The organism is Arthrobacter sp. NPDC093128 (assembly GCF_040683875.1).
GTDB lineage: Bacteria > Actinomycetota > Actinomycetes > Actinomycetales > Micrococcaceae > Arthrobacter.
Genome location: NZ_JBFBEY010000002.1, coordinates 108,664 through 128,785 on the forward strand (window position 1 = coordinate 108,664; position 20,122 = coordinate 128,785).

Here is a 20,122-nt window from a genome sequence, read left to right on the forward strand (position 1 = left end):
CCAGCCTACGCCCGAGCTACACGAGCCGCATCGCCCCGGCCGCCGGAGTGACGGTGAAGATGTCCGGCTTCCGGTACCCCGCGCGGGAGAAGGCCTGTTCGACGGCGGTGCGCACCTCTTGCTCCGCCGACAGCGGTGTGAGGGCGATCGCCGCGCCGCCGAAGCCGCCGCCTGTCATGCGCGCACCGATGGCTCCGCTGGTGCGGGAGGTGTCCACCGCCAGGTCCAGTTCGGGGCACGAAATCTCGAAGTCGTCCCGCATGGAACGGTGGCTGGCATCGAGCAGGGGCCCGATGGCGCCCGGTCCGGCACTGCCGAGCAGTTCCACGGTCTGCAGGACGCGGTCGTTCTCGGTGACGACGTGGCGGACCCTGCGGAACGTGACTTCGTCCAGGAGCCCGGCCGCTTCGTCAAGGTCCTCAACGCCCACATCGCGGAGCGCCTTGACGCCCAGCACTTCGGCCCCGAGCTCGCATGAAGCGCGGCGGGAGGCATAGCCGCCGTCGGAGTGTGAATGGGAGACCTTCGTGTCGATCACCAGCAGAACCAGCCCGGCTGGTTCGGTCTCGAACGGGACGAGCCGGACACTCTGGTCCCTGCAGTCGAGGAAGACGGCGTGGTCCTTGGCGCCGCGGAGCGAGGCGGACTGGTCCATGATGCCGGTGGGGGCTCCGACGAAGTCGTTCTCGGCGCGCTGGGTGGCCAGGACCATTTGCTCGTCCTTGAGCCCGGCGCCCGTCAGGTCGTTGAGGGCGGAGATCACGGCGCACTCAATGGCGTGGGACGAGGAGAGCCCGGCGCCGAGGGGAACGTTGGAATCCAGCAGCAGGTCAAGGCCGGGCACCTTAATGCCGCGCTCCTGCAGCGCCCAGATGACGCCGAGGGGGTACTTGGTCCAGCCCTTGGCCCGTGAGCCGTCCAGCGACGCGGTGTCCGCCGTCGTCATGCCCTGGTCGCCGTATGTGGACAGCAGCCGGAGGGTTGAATCGGGGCGGACGCGGACAGCCACCCGGGCTGTCCTGTCGATGGCGAACGGGAGGACGAAGCCGTCGTTGTAGTCGGTGTGCTCGCCGATCAGGTTCACGCGGCCCGGCGCCTGCCAGACACCGTCCGGGGCGGAACCGAAGGCGTCCTGGAACCGTGCCGCGAGGTCACTGCTGCCCAGGTCGCCGTTGCTGAGTGGGGCGGTCATGCGTGTGCGCCTTCCGGGAGTGGGTTGAGTGCGGATGCGGGAACCGTGACGGTGCGTAGCCGCTCCGCCACCAGTTCGGGGGTGGTGTCGTTAATGAAAGCACCCATGGCCGCTTCGGAGCCGGCCAGGTATTTGAGCTTATCCTCCGCCCGGCGGGGGGAGGTCAGCTGCAGGTGGAGGTAGCCTGCCGGGCGCAAAAGCTCATCGAGCGGAGCCTGGTGCCAGGCCGAGATGTACGGCGTGGGCGTGGGGTAGAGGGCATCGAGCCGTCTGAGCAGATCGAGGTACACGTGCGCCAGTTCGTCTTTTTCCTCTCCGCTGAGGGCTGCGAGGTCCGGCACCTGGCGATGCGGAACCAGGTGCACTTCCAGCGGCCAGCGGGCCGCGAACGGGACGTACGCGCTGAAATTCCCGCCTTCCAGGACCATGCGGCTTCCGTCCTCGCGTTCCGACCGCAGGAGCGAGCCGGTCAGCGTATGCCGGCCGTCGGCGTCCTCGTAGAATTTCCGGGCGGCAGCGCCCATCACGGCTGCGCGCGGCGTGACGTAGGGGTACGCGTAGATCTGGCCGTGCGGGTGGTGAAGGGTCACGCCGATGTCTGCGCCGCGGTTCTCGAACGGGAACACCTGCTGGATGCCCGGCAGCGCGTTGAGTGCCCCGGTGCGGTGCGCCCAGGCCTCCACCACGGTGCGTGCCCGCGTTTCGCTCAGCCCGCTGAAGGACCCGGTGTGGTCGGGGGTGAAGGACACCACTTCGCAGCGGCCGAAGGCGGTGCCGGTGGTTCCCCAGCCGGCATTGCCCGGAACCGGTCCCAGCGCCGGCCCGAGGGAGGGGAAACGGTTCTCGAAGACGACGACGTCGTAGTCCGGTGCCGGGATCTCCGAGGGGTTGGCCGGAGTCGTCGGGCAGATGGGGCACTGGTCCGCCGGGGGCAGGTGCGTGCGGCTCTGGCGGTGCGCGGCCACGGCCACCCACTCGCCGGTCAGTGCATCAAACCTGACTTCGCCCGGCTCGCTCCTGGCCGGCAGCTCACGGCGGTCGGGGGTCTCCTCCGGCCTGCGGGTGCTCTTTCCGGGCGTGGCGTCATCGAAATAGAGCAGCTCCCGGCCGTCGGCGAGGTTGGTGCTGGTGATGTGTGTCATGCGTCTTGTCCTTTGCGAGCGGCTGCCATCGGAGCCCCGTCCTCGGGCGGAACGGCTGGCATTTCCAATTCTCCCATAAAGCGATCAAAAAGAAATAGTTTCGAACAAAAGTTAACATGGCTGCGTTGCGTGGTTCCGGCAAGGTGAGGCGGCAGGGGTGAGCAGGTACGGTTATGCCCATGACTTCGAGCACCCCTCATTCCCGCCGCTATGCGTCCGGCGGCCAGTACGAACTCCGTCGCGGTGATGCCCTGGCAGTGGTTACGGAGCTGGCCGCGGGCCTGCGGCTCTACACGCGCGGCGGCGTCCAGCTGACGGAAACGTACGGGGACGCGGACATCCCGCCGGGAGCCACCGGGATCACGCTGGCGCCCTGGGCCAACCGGGTGGAGGACGGGGTCTGGTATCTGGACGGCAGGAAGCAGCAGCTGGACATCACCGAAGTGTCCCGGAACAACGCCAGCCACGGCCTGTTGCGCAACGCCTCGTACGCGCTCGTGGACGAGTCCGAGTTTTCGGTGACGCTGGAAGCCCCGATCTTCCCCCAGCACGGATACCCCTTCCTGGTCCGGCACCGCGTGCAGTACGAGCTGGCTGAGGACCTGGGCCTGGTGGTCCGCCAGACGCTCCTCAACGATTCCCAGTCATCCGCACCCTTCGTCCTCGGCTCCCACCCCTACCTCAGGCTCGGTGACGTCCCTGCCGAGGATTTGGTCCTTACGGTGGGTGCCGGCAGCCGGCTCATTGCGGACGAACGCCTCATACCCCGCAGCGCGGAGCCCGTCAGCGGGGAACTGGACCTGCGCGGCGGCCGGACCGTTGCCGAGCTGGACATCGACGTCGCCTACACGGACCTGGTGCTCGACGGCGGCGTGGCGCGCCAGACGCTGCAGGCGTCCGACGGCCGCAGCGTGAGCCTCTGGCAGGACGAATCGTGCGGCTACGTCCACGTCTTCGTCACGGATAAGTTCCCCGGCAGGCCAAAGGCTGTGGCTATCGAGCCCATGACCGGCCCGGCAAATGCGTTCAACAGCGGCGACGGCCTGCGCTGGCTGGCAGCGGGGGAGTCCTTCACCATGACCTGGGGCATCAGCGCGTCCCTGTAGTCCGGTGCTTCCACTAACCGTGTCTGTCCCGTGCCGGGGCCCGGCGGCTGGTGGCCGTGGCGGTTTCCCATCGGGGCTCAGCTGGGGAAGTATAAGGCTATGACGCCAGCAGAGGACGCCGCACCAAACCATAGCCCCGACGCTCAAACCGGCGCTCAAACCGGCGAAGGGTTGCCCGACGCCGCAGCGGCTGCGGCAGCCGCACCTGCGGCTCCGTTGCGGGTGCTGACGGACCGCGAACTGGACCAGGACATTCCCTACGGTGTGCGGATCGCCGCCTCGTGGGCCTGGCGGCTGGGGCTCATTCTCCTGGTCAGCGCCGCGCTGATCTGGCTGCTGAGTAAGATCAGCTTCCTCATCATCCCCGTGATGGTGGCAGCCCTGCTGGCCGGCCTCCTGAGTCCCATCACACGATGGCTCAAGGCCCGGCGGGTCCCGAGCGGCGGCGCCGTCGCCATCACCGTGCTGGGCTTCCTCGGCCTCATCGGCGGCTCCCTGGCGCTCGTGGGACGGCAGCTTGTTCGGGGATTCAGCGAACTGTGGAGCGAAGCGCTGACCGGGATCCAGCAGATCCAGGGCTGGCTGGCGGAAGGGCCGCTGCACCTGACGGCCGCCCAAATCGACCAGTATCTGCAGGACGCCACGGCCGCACTGCAGAACAACAGCAGCAGCATCCTCAGCGGCGCCCTTTCATTCGGAAGCACGGCCGGGCATTTTGCTGCAGGACTCATCCTCGCCTTGTTCATCCTGATTTTCTTCCTCCTTGAAGGTGACCGGATTTGGGGTTTCCTGGTCCGGCTGCTGCCGCGGAAAGCCCGCGCCGCCACCTTCGGTGCAGGCCGCAAGGGCTGGACGTCGATGGTCAGCTACGCCCGCATCCAGATGTTCGTGGCTTTTGTGGACGCCGTGGGAATCGGCGTGGGCGCAGCCATCATTGGGGTGCCGCTGGCGCTTCCGCTGGGAGTCCTGGTCTTCATAGGCTCCTTCATCCCCATCGTGGGCGCCCTGGTCACCGGAGCCGTGGCGGTGCTCCTTGCCCTCGTGGCGAACGGCTGGGTCAACGCGCTGGTCATGCTGGGGATCGTGCTGCTGGTCCAGCAGTTGGAGAGCCACATCCTGCAGCCGCTCGTTATGGGCAAGGCCGTGGCCCTGCACCCGGTGGCGGTCATTCTGTCCGTGGCGGCCGGTTCCTACCTCGCCGGAATCCCGGGCGCACTCTTTTCGGTGCCCATCCTTGCCGTAGCAAACTCGGCGATTCGATATATTGCTGCCAGAACGTGGGAACATGAAGGAGTGCTGGCTGCGGCGGGCCCGGATGTAACCGGGGACTCCGGATCCAGCCAAGACAACACCTTCAAGGATGTCTACCTTCCCGGTGCGAATCCGGGCCGCGGCAATGGAGCCGCAAAGTCAACGGGTACTCCCGCCGGACATGCCGGCCCGGACGCCCCAGCCGAATTCCCCAAAGGAGACTAGTTCGTGAAAACCCTCAATAGCCTGCCCGTCACGCTGGACAATGTCCTGGAGGCGCAAAAGCTGCTTGAGGGGATTATTACCCGGACCCCGGTGGAATCGTCCCGGGCGTTGGGCAGCATGGTGGGCGGCGACGTCTTCTTCAAGTGCGAAAACCTCCAACGGGCCGGTTCGTTCAAGGTCCGCGGCGCCTACGTCCGCATGGCCAAACTTGCACCCGAGGAGAAAAAGCGCGGCGTGGTGGCGGCCTCGGCCGGAAACCATGCGCAGGGCGTCGCCGTGGCAGCGAAGAGCCTGGGCATCAAGGCCCGGATCTACATGCCGCTGGGTGTGGCCCTGCCCAAGCTGGCGGCCACCCGCAGCCACGGCGCCGAAGTGGTCCTGCACGGGCACAACGTGGACGAAGCCCTCGCCGAAGCCCAGCGCTATGCCGATGAAACCGGCGCAGTTTTTGTCCACCCGTTCGACAACGTGGACGTCGTTGCCGGCCAGGGCACGGTGGGGCTGGAAATCCTGGAGCAGATCCCGAACGTTGACACCATCCTGATGGGCGTCGGCGGCGGCGGTCTGCTGGCCGGAGTGGCGGTTGCGGTGAAGGCGCGGGCCCGGGAGCTGGGCCGGGACATCCGGATCATCGGTGTCCAGGCCGAAAACGCTGCCGCCTACCCGCCGTCGCTCGCAGCGGACGCCCTGGTGCCGTTGAAGAAGGTCTCCACCATGGCCGACGGCATTGCCGTGGGCCGTCCCGGGCAGCTGCCGTTCAGCATCATCCGGGAACTCGTGGACGACGTCGTGACCGTCAGCGAGGATTCCCTCGCCCGCGCGCTGATCTTCCTGCTCGAACGCGCCAAGATGGTGGTGGAACCGGCCGGCGCCGTGGGCGTGGCCGCCCTGATGGACGGCAAGATCGAGAATCCCGGCACCACGGCGGTGATCCTCTCCGGCGGCAACATCGACCCCATGCTCATGCTCAAGGTGATCCAGCGGGGCCTTTCCGCTGCAGGCCGGTTCATGACGGTGCGTATGATGCTGGATGACCGGCCCGGTTCGCTGGCCACCATCGCCCGGATCATCGCCGAGAACGATGCCAACGTCACAGGCCTGGACCACACCCGCGTGGGCGGCTCCATCAGCATGGGAGATGTGTCCATCACCGTCAACCTGGAAACCAAGGGCCACGAGCACTGTGAGCAGGTCCTGGGCGCACTCCGTGCCGAGGGTTTCCAGCCGATCGTGGTCCACTAGGGGCCATGGTGCTTGACGCTTCGGGGGGACGGGCGCAAACGAGGCATACCCCTGCCGCACGCGCACAGGGCGGGCTGCTGGTGCTGGGGCTCTTCGTCGTGCTGCTGTTCGCGATCGAACTGGTTAACGCTGCCACGTTCCATTCCCTGAACAGGACGTTCGGCCTCCGGCCACGAAGCGCCGACGGCCTGCTGGACATCCTCACGTTCCCGCTGTTCCACGCCAACCTCGGCCATGTCATCTCCAACGCACTGCCGCTGATCATCTTCGGCTTCCTCGTTTTTCTGTCCGGGCTCAGGGTCTTCCTTACGGCGGTAGCCTTCAGCTGGTTCGGCTCGGGATTGTTGGTCTGGCTGATCGGCGGCTGGGGGATCACAGTGGGCGCCTCGGGCCTGGTCTTCGGCCTTTTCGCGTTCCTGCTGGTGCGCGGGTTCTTCAACCGCAACTGGTGGCAGATAGCGCTGTCGGTGGTCCTGTTCCTCACCTACGGCGGAATCCTGTTCGGCGTCCTACCCGGCGTGGCAGGTTTTGTCTCGTGGCAGGCCCACCTGGGCGGTTCCCTCGGCGGCGTCGCCGCTGCCATGCTGCTGAAGCCCCGGCGCGCTCCGCAGGAACGCCAGGCGACGGAAAGATAAGCCTTAACGAACGACGCCGGCCGTCCCCGCGAAGGGGAGGGCCGGCGTCGTTCGTTATAAGGCTATTGCCGCGGTTCCGGAGCTGAAGCCCCTAGCCTGCGTACGGCTTGGCGGACATGATCTCCACCGTGATGTCCTTGCCGTTGGGTGCGGTGTAGCTGAGCTTGTCGCCCTCCTTGTGGCCGACGATGGCCGCGCCGAGGGGGGACTTCTCGCTGAAGACATCCAGGTCCGAGTCGCCGGCGATCTCGCGGGAGCCGAGCAGGAAGGTTTCCTCGTCACCTGCGATCTTGGCCACGACGATCATGCCGGGCTCGACAATTCCGTCGTCGGCCGGGGACTCTCCGACGTGGGCGTCGCGGAGAAGGGCGGTGAGCTGGCGGATGCGGGCCTCGATCTTGCCCTGCTCCTCCTTGGCGGCGTGGTAGCCGCCGTTTTCCTTGAGGTCGCCTTCCTGGCGTGCAGCTTCGATTTTCTGGACGATTTCCGCCCGGCCGGCGCCGGAGAGGTGGTCCAGCTCTGCCTTCAGGCGGTCAAAAGCTTCCTGGGTAAGCCAAGCTGCAGTTGCGCTGTTGGTGGTAGACACGGACTTCTCCTTTTTCGTGGTCAAACAAGTTTGAGGTCAAACAAGCAAAGACCCCGCCACGGTGGCCACTTGTGGGACTCAGTAACCAGCTCAGCGGGGTAAAGGTATTGATCCATTGTAGTCAATGCAGTGGACAAACCAAAGAAGGCCTGCGGTGTGGGTCACAGCCGGAGGCCGGGAGCGGGACGGGAACTGCGGCCGGCTACTTGTCCGCGTCCGGAATCCAGCAGCTGTCCACCACACCGGAAACTGAGAGGGACTCCGTCCGCACCACCGCGCGGTGGACCGTGGTGCGTCCGCCGTCGGCGGTGGCGTCAGCCGGGTTCGGCCCGATATCCACTACTTTCCAGCCGACCACGGCGAATTTGGAGTCCAGTGCCTTGACAGCGCATTTGACGCCGGTGTCGGGATCCTTGGTGACCTGGAAATCGATCTCCGCCTGGGTGGCGTCCGTGGTGCTGTAGCCGATGTCCTTGAACGTCACGGTTTCGGTGTTCAGGGAGGTGGAGATCCATGCCATGAAACCAATCCCGGCAGCCAGTGCAGCTATTCCGATGTTTCGCTTGGCCTTCCGGGAGAGGGCACGCTTTTGGCCCCCGTATCGATTGGCTAGGGTGGTACTTGCCGGCGCGGAAGTGGCCGGCTGATCCTCGGAAGTCACCATTCCAGTTTAGTGTGGATCCGAAGGGGAAAATTCCGTCCCCGCATCCGTTGACCCGCAACCTTGAAATCCGAAGAAAGTGAGCCGTTTCAGATGACAGCGTCCGCAAGCCAGTCAAAGCCGCTCCGCCTGCTGGCCGTTCACGCTCACCCTGACGACGAATCGAGCAAGGGCGCAGCCACCATGGCAATGTACGCCGCGGCGGGCGTCGACGTTATGGTGGCCACCTGCACGGACGGATCGCGGGGCGACATCCAGAACCCTGCCGTGGAGAACGAGGCACACCCCAGGCGCGACATGGCCGGCGCCCGGCGCCTGGAAATGGATAACGCCGCCAAGGTGCTGGGAATCCGCCAGCGCTGGCTCGGGTTTGTGGACTCCGGCCTGCCCGAAGGTGACCCGCTTCCGCCGCTGCCGCCAGGCTCGTTCGCCCTCCAGCCGCTGGAACGGGCGGCTGCTCCGCTGGTCAGGCTGGTGCGCGATTTCAAGCCGCAGGTGATCGTGAGCTACGACGAAAACGGCGGCTATCCGCACCCGGACCACATCATGGCTCACCGAGTGGCGGTCGAGGCCTTCGAAGCCGCCGGCGATCCGGAACGCTACGTGGGTATTGGCGAGCCCTGGGCGCCGAGCAAGCTTTACTATGACCGCGCCTTCAGCCCTGACCGCTTCCGTGCCCTCCACTTTGCACTGGAAGAGGCGGGACTGCAGTCGCCCTACGCCGAACGGCTCGCAGCCTGGCTCGAGGCTGATGCCGAAGGCCACACGCTGCCGGCCCCGACGCATCCCACCACCACGCAGATCGACTGCGGCGACTATTTCGAAGCCCGGGATGATGCGCTCCGCGCCCACCGGACCCAGGTGGACCCGCTGGGATTCTTTTTCGCCGTGTCCCCGGACATGCAGCGCCGCGCCTGGCCCTGGGAGGACTACACCCTGATCCAGTCCCGGGTGCCCGTGGAACTGCCGGAAAAGGATCTCTTCGCAGGGCTAAGATAGAGCCAAGCCCATTTCTATGACCCGTAGAAGTCAGGGCCATCAATACGTTCCACAGAAGGTTTAACCGTGCATCACTTGCTCATCGCCCTCGCGACGGCCCCGGCACCCAGCCCCACGCCGTCCCTGCGCCCGGGCCTCTCAGAAGACCAGGTGACTCCGGGCATGTGGGGCTTCATCATGACGGCCTTCTTTGTCCTGGCCACCACGCTGCTGATCGTGGACATGGTGCGGCGCATCCGCCGCGTCCGCTACCGCGCACAGGTCGAGGAAGAACGTATGGCTGCATTGGCTGCCGGAGATCAGGACGCGCTGGAGGCGCCGGGAACCGGCGATTCCGGCACCCAGTCCTCCCGCACCCAGACTTCCGACACCCAGGGCGGTGCCGGCCTCCGGACGGAATCAAACGGTGATGAAGGCCGCGGACGCAGCTAGCGGCGGAGCCGGCCGGCGGGGAGCCGGCGCAGCCCGGCCCGGGGCCGCCAATGCCCTGGGCGGGGAACCTTCCGCGTACCTGAGGCAGCACGCCGCCAACCCGGTCCACTGGCGGCCCTTCGGCGATGAGGCGTTCGGCTTCGCAGCGGAGCGCGACGTCCCCGTCTTCCTGTCCATCGGCTATGCCGCGTGCCACTGGTGCCATGTGATGGCGCACGAATCCTTCGAGGACCGGGAAACAGCGGACTTCCTCAACGCCAACTTCGTGGCCATCAAGGTGGACAGGGAAGAGCGTCCGGACGTGGACGCCGTGTACATGGCCGCAACCCAGGCCATCAGCGGCGAAGGCGGCTGGCCGATGTCCGTTTTCCTCACACCGGACGGACGCGCCTTCCATGCCGGAACCTACTTCCCGCCCCGCCCCATGCCCGGCCGGCCCTCGTTCCGCCAGGTGCTTGAGGCGGTCCGCGATGCCTGGCTGGAACGGCGTGAGGCCGTCGAGCAAAACGCCGAGTCGCTGGCGCGGGGGATGGCCGAATCCCAGCTTGCGGCTGCCGTCCAGTTGACCGGTTCGCCGGATCCTGTGGACGCAGGCCTGCTCTCCGAAGCAGTCCGCGTCCTGGCCCGTTCCGAAGACCCGGACGACGGCGGGTTCGGCACCGCGCCGAAGTTCCCGCCGTCGCCCGTGTTGGAATTCCTGGTCCGGCACGCTGCGGTAGCGTCGGATACCTCGGATGCGGCCAAGGACATGGCGGGCCGGACGCTCGCCGCGATGGCCCGTTCGGCGCTTTTCGACCAGCTGGACGGCGGCTTTGCCCGGTACTCCGTGACCCGGGACTGGTCCGTGCCGCACTTTGAAAAAATGCTTTATGACAATGCCCAGCTGCTGCGTGCCTATGTCCACTGGACCCGGCTCGGAGGCGATTCCGTGTTCCCCGCCGGCGAGGCGGCGGATGTTGCCGCCCGCACGGCGGACTGGATGATCCAGGCACTTGGCGTCGCCGGTGCAGGGCAAGTGGAGGCGTTCGCCTCATCACTGGACGCCGACACCGTGGTGGACGGCCAGCACCACGAGGGGGCCAGTTACCTCTGGACTCCGGCGGAACTGCAGGAAGTCCTGGGACCTGACGACGGCGCCGCTGCGGCGCGGCTGATGAACGTCCGCGCCGGGGGTACCGTGACGGCGTCGGCTTCTCCGCTGCATCCGGGGCGCCGGCTCGACGATGCCGGGAGCGCCCTGTGGGAGCGGATCCGGCCGCGCCTCCTGGCCGCGCGTTCCGGGCGTCCGCAGCCCGCCAGGGACGACAAAGTGGTGGCCGGCTGGAACGGGCTGGCCGTCGCCGCGCTGGCCGAAGCAGGGGCGGTCCTGGACCGGCCCGACCTGGTGGCTGCGGCCGGGCAGGCTGCCGGTTACCTTGAGCGGGTCCACTGGCAGGATCCGGTCGCAGGGGGCCCGGGCGCAGAACCCGGCACCCTGGTGCGGGTGTCGCACGCCGGCCAGGCGAGGGGGATCGGCGGCCTGCTCGAAGACTATGCCTTCTGCGTCGACGGACTCCTGACCCTGTACGGCGTCACGGGTGCCGAGCGCTGGTACAAGCTGGCGGAAGCCATCCTGGAGGCCGCCTGCCTGAGGTTTGGTGCGGACGGAACACTGGTGGACACCGCCGGGGAGTCCTCCCAGGTGTTCAACGCACAGGGGCAGCGGGCCGGCCTTGAACCCTTCGACAACGCCACACCCAGCGGCGCGGCCGCGTTTGCCGGAGCCCTGCTGAGCTACTCCGCACTCTCCGGTTCCGCCGACCACCGGATCATGGCAGGAAACATACTCGCGGTGCTCCCGCCGCTGGCAACGCGTGCGCCCCGGGTGGCAGGATGGCTCCTGGCCACGGCGCAGGCCGCGCTGGCGGGCCCGGTGGAGGCCGCCGTCGTCGGACCTGACGGCCCGGCACGCGCGGCACTCCACCGCGCCGTGCTGCGGTCCGCCAGCCCTGGGCTGGTGGTTGCCGTGGCGCCCGACGCCGGGGGGCCTGCGGCTGCTGTCCCGTCCGCCGTGCCGCTGCTGGAGGGCCGGACAGCGGCGCCCGACGGCTCGCCGCAGGTGTTCCTCTGCCGCGGGATGGTGTGTGACCGCCCGGTGGGAACCGTGGCCGAACTGCTGGAGCGGCTGGCTGCGGGTCCGCCTTAGGCAGGCCGGCCGAGGACAGCGATGGCGATGGCGATGAAGTGTGCCGCAAAGGCGAACACCGTGAACGCGTGGAAGAGCTCGTGAAAGCCGAAGTGGTGGTAGCTGAAGTTGGGCTTCTTGAGCGCGTAGAAAACAGCCCCGGCTATGTAGAGGGCGCCTCCCGCACAGATCAGGACGGCGGCGGCAATGCTGGCCGCGAAAAAGTCCGGCAGGTAGAACAGGGCGCCGCAGCCCAGGGCGATGTAGATGGGCACATAGAGCCAGCGCGGCGCATGGGTCCACAGCAGCCGGAACAGGACCCCCAGGATGGCGCCGGACCAGATGACCCACAGCAGCACCACAGCCTTGGGACGTTCCAGCAGGGCCCACGCCAGCGGCGTGTAGCTGCCTGCGATCACCAGCATGATGTTGGTGTGGTCGAGGCGCTTGAGGACGATCTTGACGCCGGGCGACCAGTTGCCGCGGTGGTACACGGCACTGATCCCGAACAGGAGCACCCCCGTCACCGCGTAGACGGCAGAGGCGATTTTCAGGTCGGCAGTGGGGGCCAGCAGGATCAGGACAAGCCCCGCAGCGAGAGCCAATGGTGCGGTCACGGTGTGGATCCAGCCACGCCATTTCGGCTTGATCATCAGGAGTTCCGCGATGCGGACTGCCGCATCGTCCATCGGGCTTGATTTCCTGTCGCGGCCTGCTCCCGACCCCGGGTGGGGAGTATTGCTTTCCATTGCTCAAGAATAAACTACGTTCCAGTAAGTTACTTTTCGGTAACTCCCGGGATGGCCGAATGGTGGCACTCCGTGCACGTGTGCCGGTTGCGGGCAGGTAGCCTAGGAATGCACTGCCGTCGTACATCAAGGAAGTCAGGTGAGTCTCCGGATGGAGTGGCCCGGGATCCTCTATGGCTTCTATGAACGCAAGCTCCTGCGCTCGCTGGACAAGGACCGAATCCCCAGACACATCGGCGTGATGGTGGACGGCAACCGCCGCTGGGCCAAGCAGTTCAATGCGCCCACCAGCCAGGGACACCAGGCAGGGGCCGACAAGATCCACGAGTTCCTCGGCTGGTGCCAGGAACTGGGCGTCAAAGTGGTCACGCTCTACATGCTCTCCACCGACAACATGAACCGCTCCGGCGAGGAGCTGGACCTGCTGATGGGCATCATCGCGAACACCCTCGACCGGCTGGATGAGGATGCGGACATCTCCGTCCATGCCATGGGCGCACCGGAACTGCTTCCCGACTACCTGGCCGACCGGCTCAACAAGCTCACGGCCCGGACCCCGGCACATGAAAAAATCCACGTCAACGTTGCTGTGGGTTACGGCGGACGCCGTGAAATCGTGGACGCCGTCCGGGAACTCCTTCACGATGCCGTGGCCAGGGGCAAGGACATCGGCAAACTCGCGGATGAACTTAGCGTCGACGACATCTCGCGGTTCCTGTACACCCGGGGGCAACCGGACCCGGACCTGGTGATCCGTACATCGGGGGAGCAGCGGCTGTCCGGCTTCCTGATGTGGCAAAGCGCCTACAGCGAGTTCTACTTCTGCGAGGCGCTCTGGCCGGCCTTCCGCAAAGTGGACTTCCTGCGGGCATTGCGCGACTACGCCGGCAGGCAGCGGCGCTTCGGCTCCTGACAGCGGCCTGCCTGCATGGAAGGCCGTCATGGCCGGTTCACGCGGAGTTCACGTGACCGCAATAAGAATCGCCGACGAATGGTTTGGGAAACAAAGCCGCGGGGAATTACGTTGATTCCATTAGCAGGCAAAATGCCGGCTAATCGGGGAGGCCAGTACATGGAGCGGATTTTCGCACCGGATGTATGGGAGGCCGGAACCGGCCTCGTGGCCGATCCGCCTCACCTATAAAATATCCGGGCGTGCGCCCCGGGGCTGGAGTCGATGTGGCTATTTCTGAACAACTGCCCGACGTCATTTCCGACCAGGGAGAGAAAGCTACCTCTCGCGCCAAGCGAGCCACCTCACAGACCGGTGCAGCGAATCATCACGCTGCGGCCGGTCTTGCTGTATCCGGCGAAAAGGCCGGGACAGACGACACTCTGTGGACCTTCGTCATCGACACCTCGGTATTGCTCTCGGACCCTCGCGCGCTGCTGCGTTTCGCGGAGCACGAAGTCATTGTCCCGATCGTGGTCATTACGGAGCTTGAGGGCAAAAGGCACGACCCCGAGCTGGGATACTTCGCCCGCAAGGCGCTGAGGCTCCTGGACGACCTCCGGGTCCAGCATGGCGGACTCGACCGTCCCATTCCGCTGGGCGACGACGGCGGCACCCTCGTGGTGGAGATGAACCACATTTCCGCTGAGGTGCTGCCCGCGGGCTTCCGCGGCGGGGACAACGACAGCCGAATCCTCGCCGTCGCCAAGAACCTCGCCAACGAGGGCCGCAACGTCACGGTTGTCTCCAAGGACCTGCCAATGCGCGTCAAGGCCTCGGCCATGGGACTGCTCGCCGATGAGTACCGCAACGAACTGGTGAAGGACTCCGGCTGGACCGGGGTGGCCGAGGTCGAAGCGAGCGAGGAGGAGATCTCCACCCTCTACGGCCACGAACCCGTCTTCATTCCGGCGGCCGCGGAGATGCCCGTCAACACCGGCCTGGTGCTGCTCTCCAACCGGGGTTCCGCCCTGGGCCGGGTGGGCGCGGACAAACAGGTCCGGCTGGTCAAGGGGGACCGTGACGTGTTCGGGCTGCACGGCCGTTCCGCGGAACAGCGGCTGGCCATCGACATGCTGATGGACCCGTCCGTCGGCATCGTGTCGATCGGCGGCCGTGCGGGCACCGGAAAGTCGGCCCTGGCGCTGTGCGCCGGCCTCGAGGCCGTGCTGGAACGCCGCGAACACCGCAAAGTGATCGTCTTCCGGCCGCTGTACGCCGTGGGCGGCCAGGAGCTCGGCTACCTGCCCGGCTCCGAAGCGGAGAAGATGAACCCGTGGGCGCAGGCCGTCTTCGACACCCTCGGAGCTTTGGTCAGCCAGGAAGTCGTCGAGGAAGTCATGGACCGCGGCATGCTGGAAGTCATGCCGCTGACCCATATCCGCGGCCGCTCGCTCCATGATGCGTTCGTGATTGTCGATGAAGCGCAGTCGCTCGAGAAGAACGTGCTCCTGACAGTGATGAGCCGGATCGGCCAGAACTCGAAGATCGTCCTGACCCACGACGTCGCCCAGCGCGACAACCTGCGGGTCGGCCGGCACGACGGTGTTGCCGCCGTCGTCGAAACCCTTAAGGGGCACCCGCTCTTCGGGCACATCACCCTGACCCGGTCCGAGCGCTCGCCGATCGCGGCACTCGTCACGGAACTGCTTGAAGGGGCGGAAATCTAGCACCAGGACCAGTGAAGGGCCGTGGCCGGGTTCGCCGGCCACAGCCCTTCGCTTACAGCCCCAGGTACTTGGCCGTGGCTTCGTGGCCTTCCACTTTCAGCGTCCAGTCGGGGCGCTTGAAGGTTTCCGGGGTCACCCGGACCATCTGCACGTCCTGCCTGATGCCGCCCCAGGCCGAGCGGGTGACACCGTTCAGCTCGTAGCCAAGGGAGCGGGAGACGCCCAGGGATTTTTCGTTCCAGGCGGCTGCCTCGGACTCGGCGACATCCGCTTTCAGGTGGTCAAAGGCGTAGCTGACGACGGCGGCGCGCATTTCCTTGCCGAGGCCCCGGCCGTGCACGGACTTCCGGAGCCAGGAGCCCGTGGTGACTGTCCGCAGGGTGGCGAAATCCCTGGCCTCAATGTCCTGGCAGCCGATGAACCCGCCGTCGTGCCAGATGCCGAGCAGCATCGTCCAGGCTTCGGGGGAAACCCCGGCCCGGCAGCGCCAGTACCACTGCGCCATGTTGGGGCCCAGCTTCTCGGCGGGAAATTCGTTCCACGGCGTGCTGAAGGGGCTGCGGCCCGGTTCGCTGATGCCCGAGAGCGCGGCTTCGACGGCCGCAGGGATGTCGTCGTCCCGGATAGGCCGGAGCACAAGCCGGGGCGTGGTCAGGGTGAGGCCCAGGGGTGGCCAGATGGCGGAGAGGTCGGTCATCAGGGAAGCTTAGCCGCCAGACAGCGCTCAGCCGGTCATGTGCCGCGGTGAGATGTCCCAGCTGATGTGGCGGCGGACGTCCGTCAGGTTCATGGATTCCGCGAGGAAAAGGTCATCCAGCATGTACTCATCCACGGCCAGGATCCGGAGCCAATGGCCTAGGTCCTTGGATTCGTCCTCCAGGGAGCGGCTTGAAACGCACACTCCGGTGCCGAGGTCGATCCTTATGAGGTTGCGTCCAGGCCGGCACAGGGGCGCTTGGCGGTCTGAGGGCGTGTATGCGGCGTTGGGAATCACCATGGTTTCCAGCGCAGGGCGGCCCTCGTGGTCCACGGCGGTGATGGTGCCGAGTTCCACCGCGTTCGTGTTCGGAAATTCGATCGGGACGGGGGCGTTGCCGGCCAGCTCCACCGGGTCCAGCGCCGCGGCAAAGCGTCCGTTTCCGAAGCAGGGTTCGCCGTACGCAGCCTCCGGGCGGCGCCGGACCAGTCCGCCGTCGTCGTAAACGGGGGTGACCAGATGCGGAGGCAGCAGCCACGACTTCCGGGTGGAGCTGACGTAGAACCCGTCCTTTGAGTCGTTGATGCCCGTGGTGCTGTGCAGCACCACACCGGCAGCGGACTCCAGCCGGAGGGCGCCGGGCCGGCGAAGCCACGCACGCACGGTGTTGTCCGGGTCAGGATCGGGCCTGTCCACGTACTCGAACCGGAGGCTTTGCCATTTCCAGGGCGAGGACCGGCAGAGGTTCCGGAACTTCGTGACCATGTCTGCGGGCCCATTCTGCTGACCGGTTTCCCCCTGGCGCCTCGCGTCCCATGTCGACATATCCACAGTTTACGCGCGGGGCTCAGCGGCGGTACGGGAAAATCCAGTAGCATCCGAGGGTGATCCAACGACTGGGCGAACTTTGGGAAGCCACCCCGCTGGCCTTCTGGCTCTTGCTGGCGGCCTGCGCCTACTTCGGCGTGATGGCCGTGCGCCTCACGGTCATCGACGTCAGGCACCATCTGCTGCCAAACAGGATTGTGTTCCCGTCCTACGCCGTGGGCGGCGTGCTGCTGCTGGCGGCGGCGGTCACCGTCCTGGTGGCCGGCGCGGACGTCGAGGCAGTGCCCGACGGCGCCGCCCGGCTTTTCGGGATCCCGGGCGTCCGCATCCTGGCCGGCGGAGCGGTGCTGTGGCTCTTCTACTTCATCCTGCGCCTGGTCTATCCGCCGGGAATGGGGTTCGGCGACGTGAAACTCGCCGGTGTGCTGGGAATGTATCTGGGCTACCTCGGCTGGGGCCACCTGTTCGCCGGGACCTTCGCCGCCTTTCTCCTTGGCGGGCTCTGGAGCCTTGGCCTGCTCGCTGCCCGCCGTGGCACGCTTAAATCCGACATCCCGTTCGGCCCCTTCATGCTGGCCGGCTCCGCCGCCGCGATGCTGCTCCTGCCTGCGGGCTGAGAGCCTGCACCGGCTTTGCTGCGGTTAGGCTGAAGCTATGCCAGCACCTGATTTCGTCCTCAAACTCCGCGAAAAAATAGGCCATGACCCGCTGTGGATTCCCGCCGTGCGGGGAGTTGTCTTCAACGGCGACGGCCACGTCCTGCTGGGCCAGCGCTCAGACAACGGGAGGTGGGCCCTGATCTCCGGAATGCTGGAGCCTGGCGAGCACCCCGCGCCCGGGCTGGTGCGGGAGATCTTCGAAGAGACCGCCGTCGTGGCTGAAACGGAGCGTATGCTGTCGGTCGGCGTTGTGGGCCCCGTGACCTTCCCCAACGGCGATGTGTGCGACTTCCTGGACATCGTGTTCCGCTGCCGCCACGTCTCCGGTGAAGCGCGCGTGAACGACGACGAATCCCTGGCGGTGGGCTGGTTCCCGCTGGACGGGCTGCCGGAACTCAGGCCCGGAGACCGGGAGTGCATCCGGCGGGCGCTGCTGCCGGAGGACAGCGTCCACTACGAACCCTGAGCCCCCCGGCAGCGCCTTCCTGCGGTCTTTTTCTAGACTGCGGCGGCCTGCCTCTCCGCTTCGAGGCGCTCCGCTTCTTCGCCGCCCACAGCCTCGCCGCGGGCCACCATGCCGGCCGTGTCGGAGAGCGGGATCTGCTTCAGGGTCAGAGCCAGCACCAGCGCGATGCCCAGGAACGGCAGCAGGTACCAGAACACCGGTGCCAGCGAATCGGCGTAGGCGTTCACGATGGCGTCCCGGAGCTGTTCCGGCAGCTGGCTCAGGGCCTGCGGGTCCAGGGTCTGCGTGGACTGCGCGGCCTGGTCGGCGGAAGCGCCCGCCCCCGTGAAGGCGTTGGTCAGGGATTCTGCCAGCCGCGAGGTGAAGATGGAGCCGAACACGGCCACGCCCAAGGACGCACCCACTTCGCGGAAATAGTTGTTTGTGCTGGTGGCCGTGCCGATTTGCTCGGCAGGCACGGAGTTCTGCACTACCAGGACGATCACCTGCATGATGGAGCCCAGGCCGGCGCCGAAGACGAACAGCTGGACGCAGATGACCCAGATGGGGGTGTCGGCGGTCAGGGTGGTCAGCCACAGCATGGCGCCCATCGTGAGGGCAGCGCCCATGATGGGGAACATCTTGTACTTGCCTGTCTTGGAGATCCGGATGCCCGAGTAGATCGCCATGCCCATGAGGCCCGCCATCATGGGCAGCATGAGCAGCCCGGATTCGGCCGCGGAGGTCCCGGAAGACATCTGCAGGAACGTGGGGACGAACGCGATGGCTGCGAACATGCCCAGGCCCAGCGTGAAGCCGATGGCGGTGGAGTTCACGAAGATCCGGTTCCTGAACAGGCCCAGCGGAATGATGGGATCCTCGGCCCGGCGTTCCACCATGACGAACGCAGCAGCGGCCACGACCAGGCCGGCACCGAACGCCCAGGTCAGCGGCGAATCCCAGCCTTCGTCCTTCTTGCCGCCGAAGTCGGTGAAGAAGATCAGGCATGTGGTGGCCGCGGAGAGCAGCAGGACGCCGAGGACATCGATCCGCTTCTCAGCCTTCTTGTTCGGCAGGGTCAAAGTGAACCACGCGATGGTGAAGGCGGCGATGCCGATGGGGATGTTGATGTAGAAGGCCCATTCCCAGGTCAGGTGGTCAACGAAGTAGCCGCCCAGCAGGGGACCGGCGACGGCGGAGAGGCCGAAGATGGCCCCGAGCGGGCCCATGTACTTGCCGCGGTCCTTGGCCGGGACGATGTCGGCGATGATGGCCTGCGAGAGGATCATCAGGCCGCCGCCGCCCAGGCCCTGGATGGCGCGGAAGATCACGAAGCCCCAGAAATCGGTGGCGAAGGCGCAGCCCACCGAGGCGAGGGTGAACAGTGCGATGGCGACGAGGAACAGGTTGCGGCGGCCCAGGACGTCACCGAACTTGCCGTAGATGGGCATCACGATGGTGGTGGCCAACAGGTACGCGGTGGTGATCCAGGCCTGGTGTTCCACGCCGCCGAGCTTGCCCACGATGGTGGGCATCGCGGTGGAGACGATGGTCTGGTCCAGGCTGGAGAGCAGCATCCCGGCGATCAGGGCCGAGAAAATGATCCAGATGCGTTTCTGGGTCAGCAGCAGCGGCCCGGCTGCTGCCTTGGGGTTGACGGCGGTACTCATTGGTGTCCTTCTGCGAAGAGTTGTTCAGGGAGGTTGAGGGGCTGCGAGAAGAGCAGGCGCGCGGAGGAGATGTTTTCCAGCAGCAGGTCCTGGTAGGACCGGGCGTTGCCTTCGGAGAAATAGGCCATGCTGGTGTGCCGGGCGATGCTGCCCAGGGCCACCACCGCCATCCGGACCACCGGATGGTCCGGGGCCACGCCTTCGCGGGCGGCGAGGACGCGGGCAAAGTGGGCTTCCCGTTCCTCCGTGGCGCCGATGATTTTGAGCATCAGCTGGGGCTCTTTCTTGATGACGCCGATCAGCTGGCGGGTCTCCTCTTCGGAGGAACTCATCCGTTCCGACATTTTCAGTGCCAGCCCGACCAGGTCCTGGAGGAGGGTGGGGGAGATCTCGCCGGAACGGGAGGCGGCGCCGCCGCGGATGAAGTCGGTGAAGACCTCCTCGGGGAGTTCGTCGTCCACGTGGCCCAGGATGGCGTCTTCTTTGGACGGGAAGTAGTTGAAGAAGGTCCGGCGCGAGATGCCCGCCTGTTCACACACTTCCTCGACGGTGTAGCCGTTCAGGCCCCGCTCGGCCGTCAGCGACCGCGCGATGGCGCTGATGGAACCGCGCGTGGCTGCCCGCTTGCGCTCCCGCAGGCTCCCGTCGTTAGTTGCACTATTATTCACAAAGTGAAGTTTTGCACCAATCCTGTAATAGTGCAATTTTCGTTCGGTGTCTTGGAGTTTTTGGCCAGATAACGGGACACGGAGTGCCTTGAAGTCCCGTTATCTGGACAAAAACTCTGAGGGAGGGCTTAAAGTACGACGGCGGCCGC

The 20,122-nt window shown here is 66.3% G+C and carries 20 protein-coding genes; 11 read left to right on the plus strand and 9 right to left on the minus strand.

Going from position 1 to position 20,122, the window contains the following annotated elements:
- Positions 1–16: 16 nt before the first annotated feature.
- Together galK and galT are read right to left on the minus strand one after the other, a co-directional pair.
- On the minus strand, positions 17–1,192 hold the full coding sequence (gene galK / locus AB0N24_RS02515; protein ID WP_364119992.1) for a galactokinase: 1,176 nt from the start codon (positions 1,190–1,192) through the stop codon (positions 17–19).
- Positions 1,189–2,334 (minus strand): galactose-1-phosphate uridylyltransferase, encoded by a 1,146-nt coding sequence (gene galT, locus AB0N24_RS02520; protein WP_364119995.1) that lies wholly within the window; start codon positions 2,332–2,334, stop codon positions 1,189–1,191. The genes galK and galT overlap by 4 nt, the downstream gene beginning before the upstream one ends.
- A gap of 179 nt (positions 2,335–2,513) precedes the next feature.
- On the opposite strand from galT, the gene AB0N24_RS02525 reads away from it, so the two are divergent.
- The 4 genes from AB0N24_RS02525 to AB0N24_RS02540 all read left to right on the plus strand — a co-directional run bounded on the left by AB0N24_RS02525 (position 2,514) and on the right by AB0N24_RS02540 (position 6,793).
- Positions 2,514–3,440: an aldose 1-epimerase family protein gene (locus tag AB0N24_RS02525; protein ID WP_364119998.1), complete on the plus strand. Its 927-nt coding sequence runs from the start codon at positions 2,514–2,516 to the stop codon at positions 3,438–3,440.
- Between the two features lie 99 nt (positions 3,441–3,539).
- Positions 3,540–4,916: an AI-2E family transporter gene (locus AB0N24_RS02530; RefSeq protein WP_364120000.1), complete on the plus strand. Its 1,377-nt coding sequence runs from the start codon at positions 3,540–3,542 to the stop codon at positions 4,914–4,916.
- Positions 4,917–4,919: 3 nt separating this feature from the next.
- Positions 4,920–6,158, plus strand: a complete 1,239-nt coding sequence (ilvA, locus tag AB0N24_RS02535; RefSeq protein ID WP_364120003.1) for a threonine ammonia-lyase — start codon at positions 4,920–4,922, stop codon at positions 6,156–6,158.
- Between the two features lie 5 nt (positions 6,159–6,163).
- Positions 6,164–6,793 (plus strand): rhomboid family intramembrane serine protease, encoded by a 630-nt coding sequence (locus AB0N24_RS02540; RefSeq protein ID WP_364120006.1) that lies wholly within the window; start codon positions 6,164–6,166, stop codon positions 6,791–6,793.
- Positions 6,794–6,884: 91 nt separating this feature from the next.
- Here AB0N24_RS02540 and greA read toward each other — a convergent pair whose 3' ends face one another.
- Positions 6,885–7,379, minus strand: a complete 495-nt coding sequence (gene greA / locus AB0N24_RS02545) for a transcription elongation factor GreA (protein WP_364120008.1) — start codon at positions 7,377–7,379, stop codon at positions 6,885–6,887.
- 202 nt (positions 7,380–7,581) lie between these two features.
- On the minus strand, positions 7,582–8,043 hold the full coding sequence (locus AB0N24_RS02550) for a DUF4307 domain-containing protein (protein ID WP_364120010.1): 462 nt from the start codon (positions 8,041–8,043) through the stop codon (positions 7,582–7,584).
- A gap of 90 nt (positions 8,044–8,133) precedes the next feature.
- Here AB0N24_RS02550 and mca point away from each other — a divergent pair, with 90 nt between their 5' ends.
- From mca to AB0N24_RS02565, 3 genes are all read left to right on the plus strand, one after another.
- The gene (gene mca, locus AB0N24_RS02555; RefSeq protein ID WP_364120012.1) at positions 8,134–9,039 is read left to right on the plus strand and encodes a mycothiol conjugate amidase Mca; all 906 of its coding nucleotides are present in this window, start codon (positions 8,134–8,136) and stop codon (positions 9,037–9,039) included.
- 66 nt (positions 9,040–9,105) lie between these two features.
- On the plus strand, positions 9,106–9,471 hold the full coding sequence (locus tag AB0N24_RS02560; RefSeq protein ID WP_364120014.1) for a hypothetical protein: 366 nt from the start codon (positions 9,106–9,108) through the stop codon (positions 9,469–9,471).
- Complete coding sequence (locus AB0N24_RS02565; RefSeq protein ID WP_364120016.1) at positions 9,449–11,656, plus strand: thioredoxin domain-containing protein; 2,208 nt, start codon at positions 9,449–9,451, stop codon at positions 11,654–11,656. Before AB0N24_RS02560 ends, AB0N24_RS02565 begins: the two co-directional genes overlap by 23 nt.
- On the opposite strand, the gene AB0N24_RS02570 is transcribed toward AB0N24_RS02565, so the two are convergent.
- Complete coding sequence (locus tag AB0N24_RS02570; protein ID WP_364120617.1) at positions 11,653–12,324, minus strand: hemolysin III family protein; 672 nt, start codon at positions 12,322–12,324, stop codon at positions 11,653–11,655. The genes AB0N24_RS02565 and AB0N24_RS02570 overlap by 4 nt on opposite strands.
- A 211-nt stretch (positions 12,325–12,535) precedes the next feature.
- Between AB0N24_RS02570 and AB0N24_RS02575 the strand changes: the two genes are divergently transcribed.
- Both AB0N24_RS02575 and AB0N24_RS02580 read left to right on the plus strand, forming a co-directional pair.
- On the plus strand, positions 12,536–13,297 hold the full coding sequence (locus tag AB0N24_RS02575) for an isoprenyl transferase (RefSeq protein WP_364120620.1): 762 nt from the start codon (positions 12,536–12,538) through the stop codon (positions 13,295–13,297).
- A gap of 266 nt (positions 13,298–13,563) precedes the next feature.
- On the plus strand, positions 13,564–15,006 hold the full coding sequence (locus AB0N24_RS02580) for a PhoH family protein (RefSeq protein WP_364120018.1): 1,443 nt from the start codon (positions 13,564–13,566) through the stop codon (positions 15,004–15,006).
- Between the two features lie 52 nt (positions 15,007–15,058).
- Here the strand turns inward: AB0N24_RS02580 and AB0N24_RS02585 are convergent, their stop codons facing one another.
- Complete coding sequence (locus tag AB0N24_RS02585) at positions 15,059–15,703, minus strand: GNAT family protein (protein WP_364120021.1); 645 nt, start codon at positions 15,701–15,703, stop codon at positions 15,059–15,061.
- A 27-nt stretch (positions 15,704–15,730) separates the two neighbouring features.
- Positions 15,731–16,528, minus strand: a complete 798-nt coding sequence (locus AB0N24_RS02590; RefSeq protein WP_364120024.1) for a hypothetical protein — start codon at positions 16,526–16,528, stop codon at positions 15,731–15,733.
- Between the two features lie 59 nt (positions 16,529–16,587).
- On the opposite strand from AB0N24_RS02590, the gene AB0N24_RS02595 reads away from it, so the two are divergent.
- Both AB0N24_RS02595 and AB0N24_RS02600 read left to right on the plus strand, forming a co-directional pair.
- A complete protein-coding gene (locus tag AB0N24_RS02595; protein WP_364120027.1) occupies positions 16,588–17,148 on the plus strand; it encodes an A24 family peptidase in 561 nt (186 codons plus the stop codon).
- Positions 17,149–17,185: 37 nt separating this feature from the next.
- Positions 17,186–17,656 carry an NUDIX domain-containing protein gene (locus tag AB0N24_RS02600; RefSeq protein ID WP_364120030.1) on the plus strand — a complete coding sequence of 157 codons (471 nt, stop codon included), beginning with the start codon at positions 17,186–17,188 and terminating at the stop codon, positions 17,654–17,656.
- A gap of 32 nt (positions 17,657–17,688) precedes the next feature.
- On the opposite strand, the gene AB0N24_RS02605 is transcribed toward AB0N24_RS02600, so the two are convergent.
- Together AB0N24_RS02605 and AB0N24_RS02610 are read right to left on the minus strand one after the other, a co-directional pair.
- Positions 17,689–19,305, minus strand: coding sequence for an MDR family MFS transporter (locus AB0N24_RS02605; RefSeq protein WP_364120033.1), 1,617 nt, complete (start codon positions 19,303–19,305; stop codon positions 17,689–17,691).
- Complete coding sequence (locus AB0N24_RS02610; RefSeq protein ID WP_364120036.1) at positions 19,302–19,973, minus strand: TetR family transcriptional regulator; 672 nt, start codon at positions 19,971–19,973, stop codon at positions 19,302–19,304. Before AB0N24_RS02610 ends, AB0N24_RS02605 begins: the two co-directional genes overlap by 4 nt.
- Positions 19,974–20,122 lie beyond the last annotated feature (149 nt).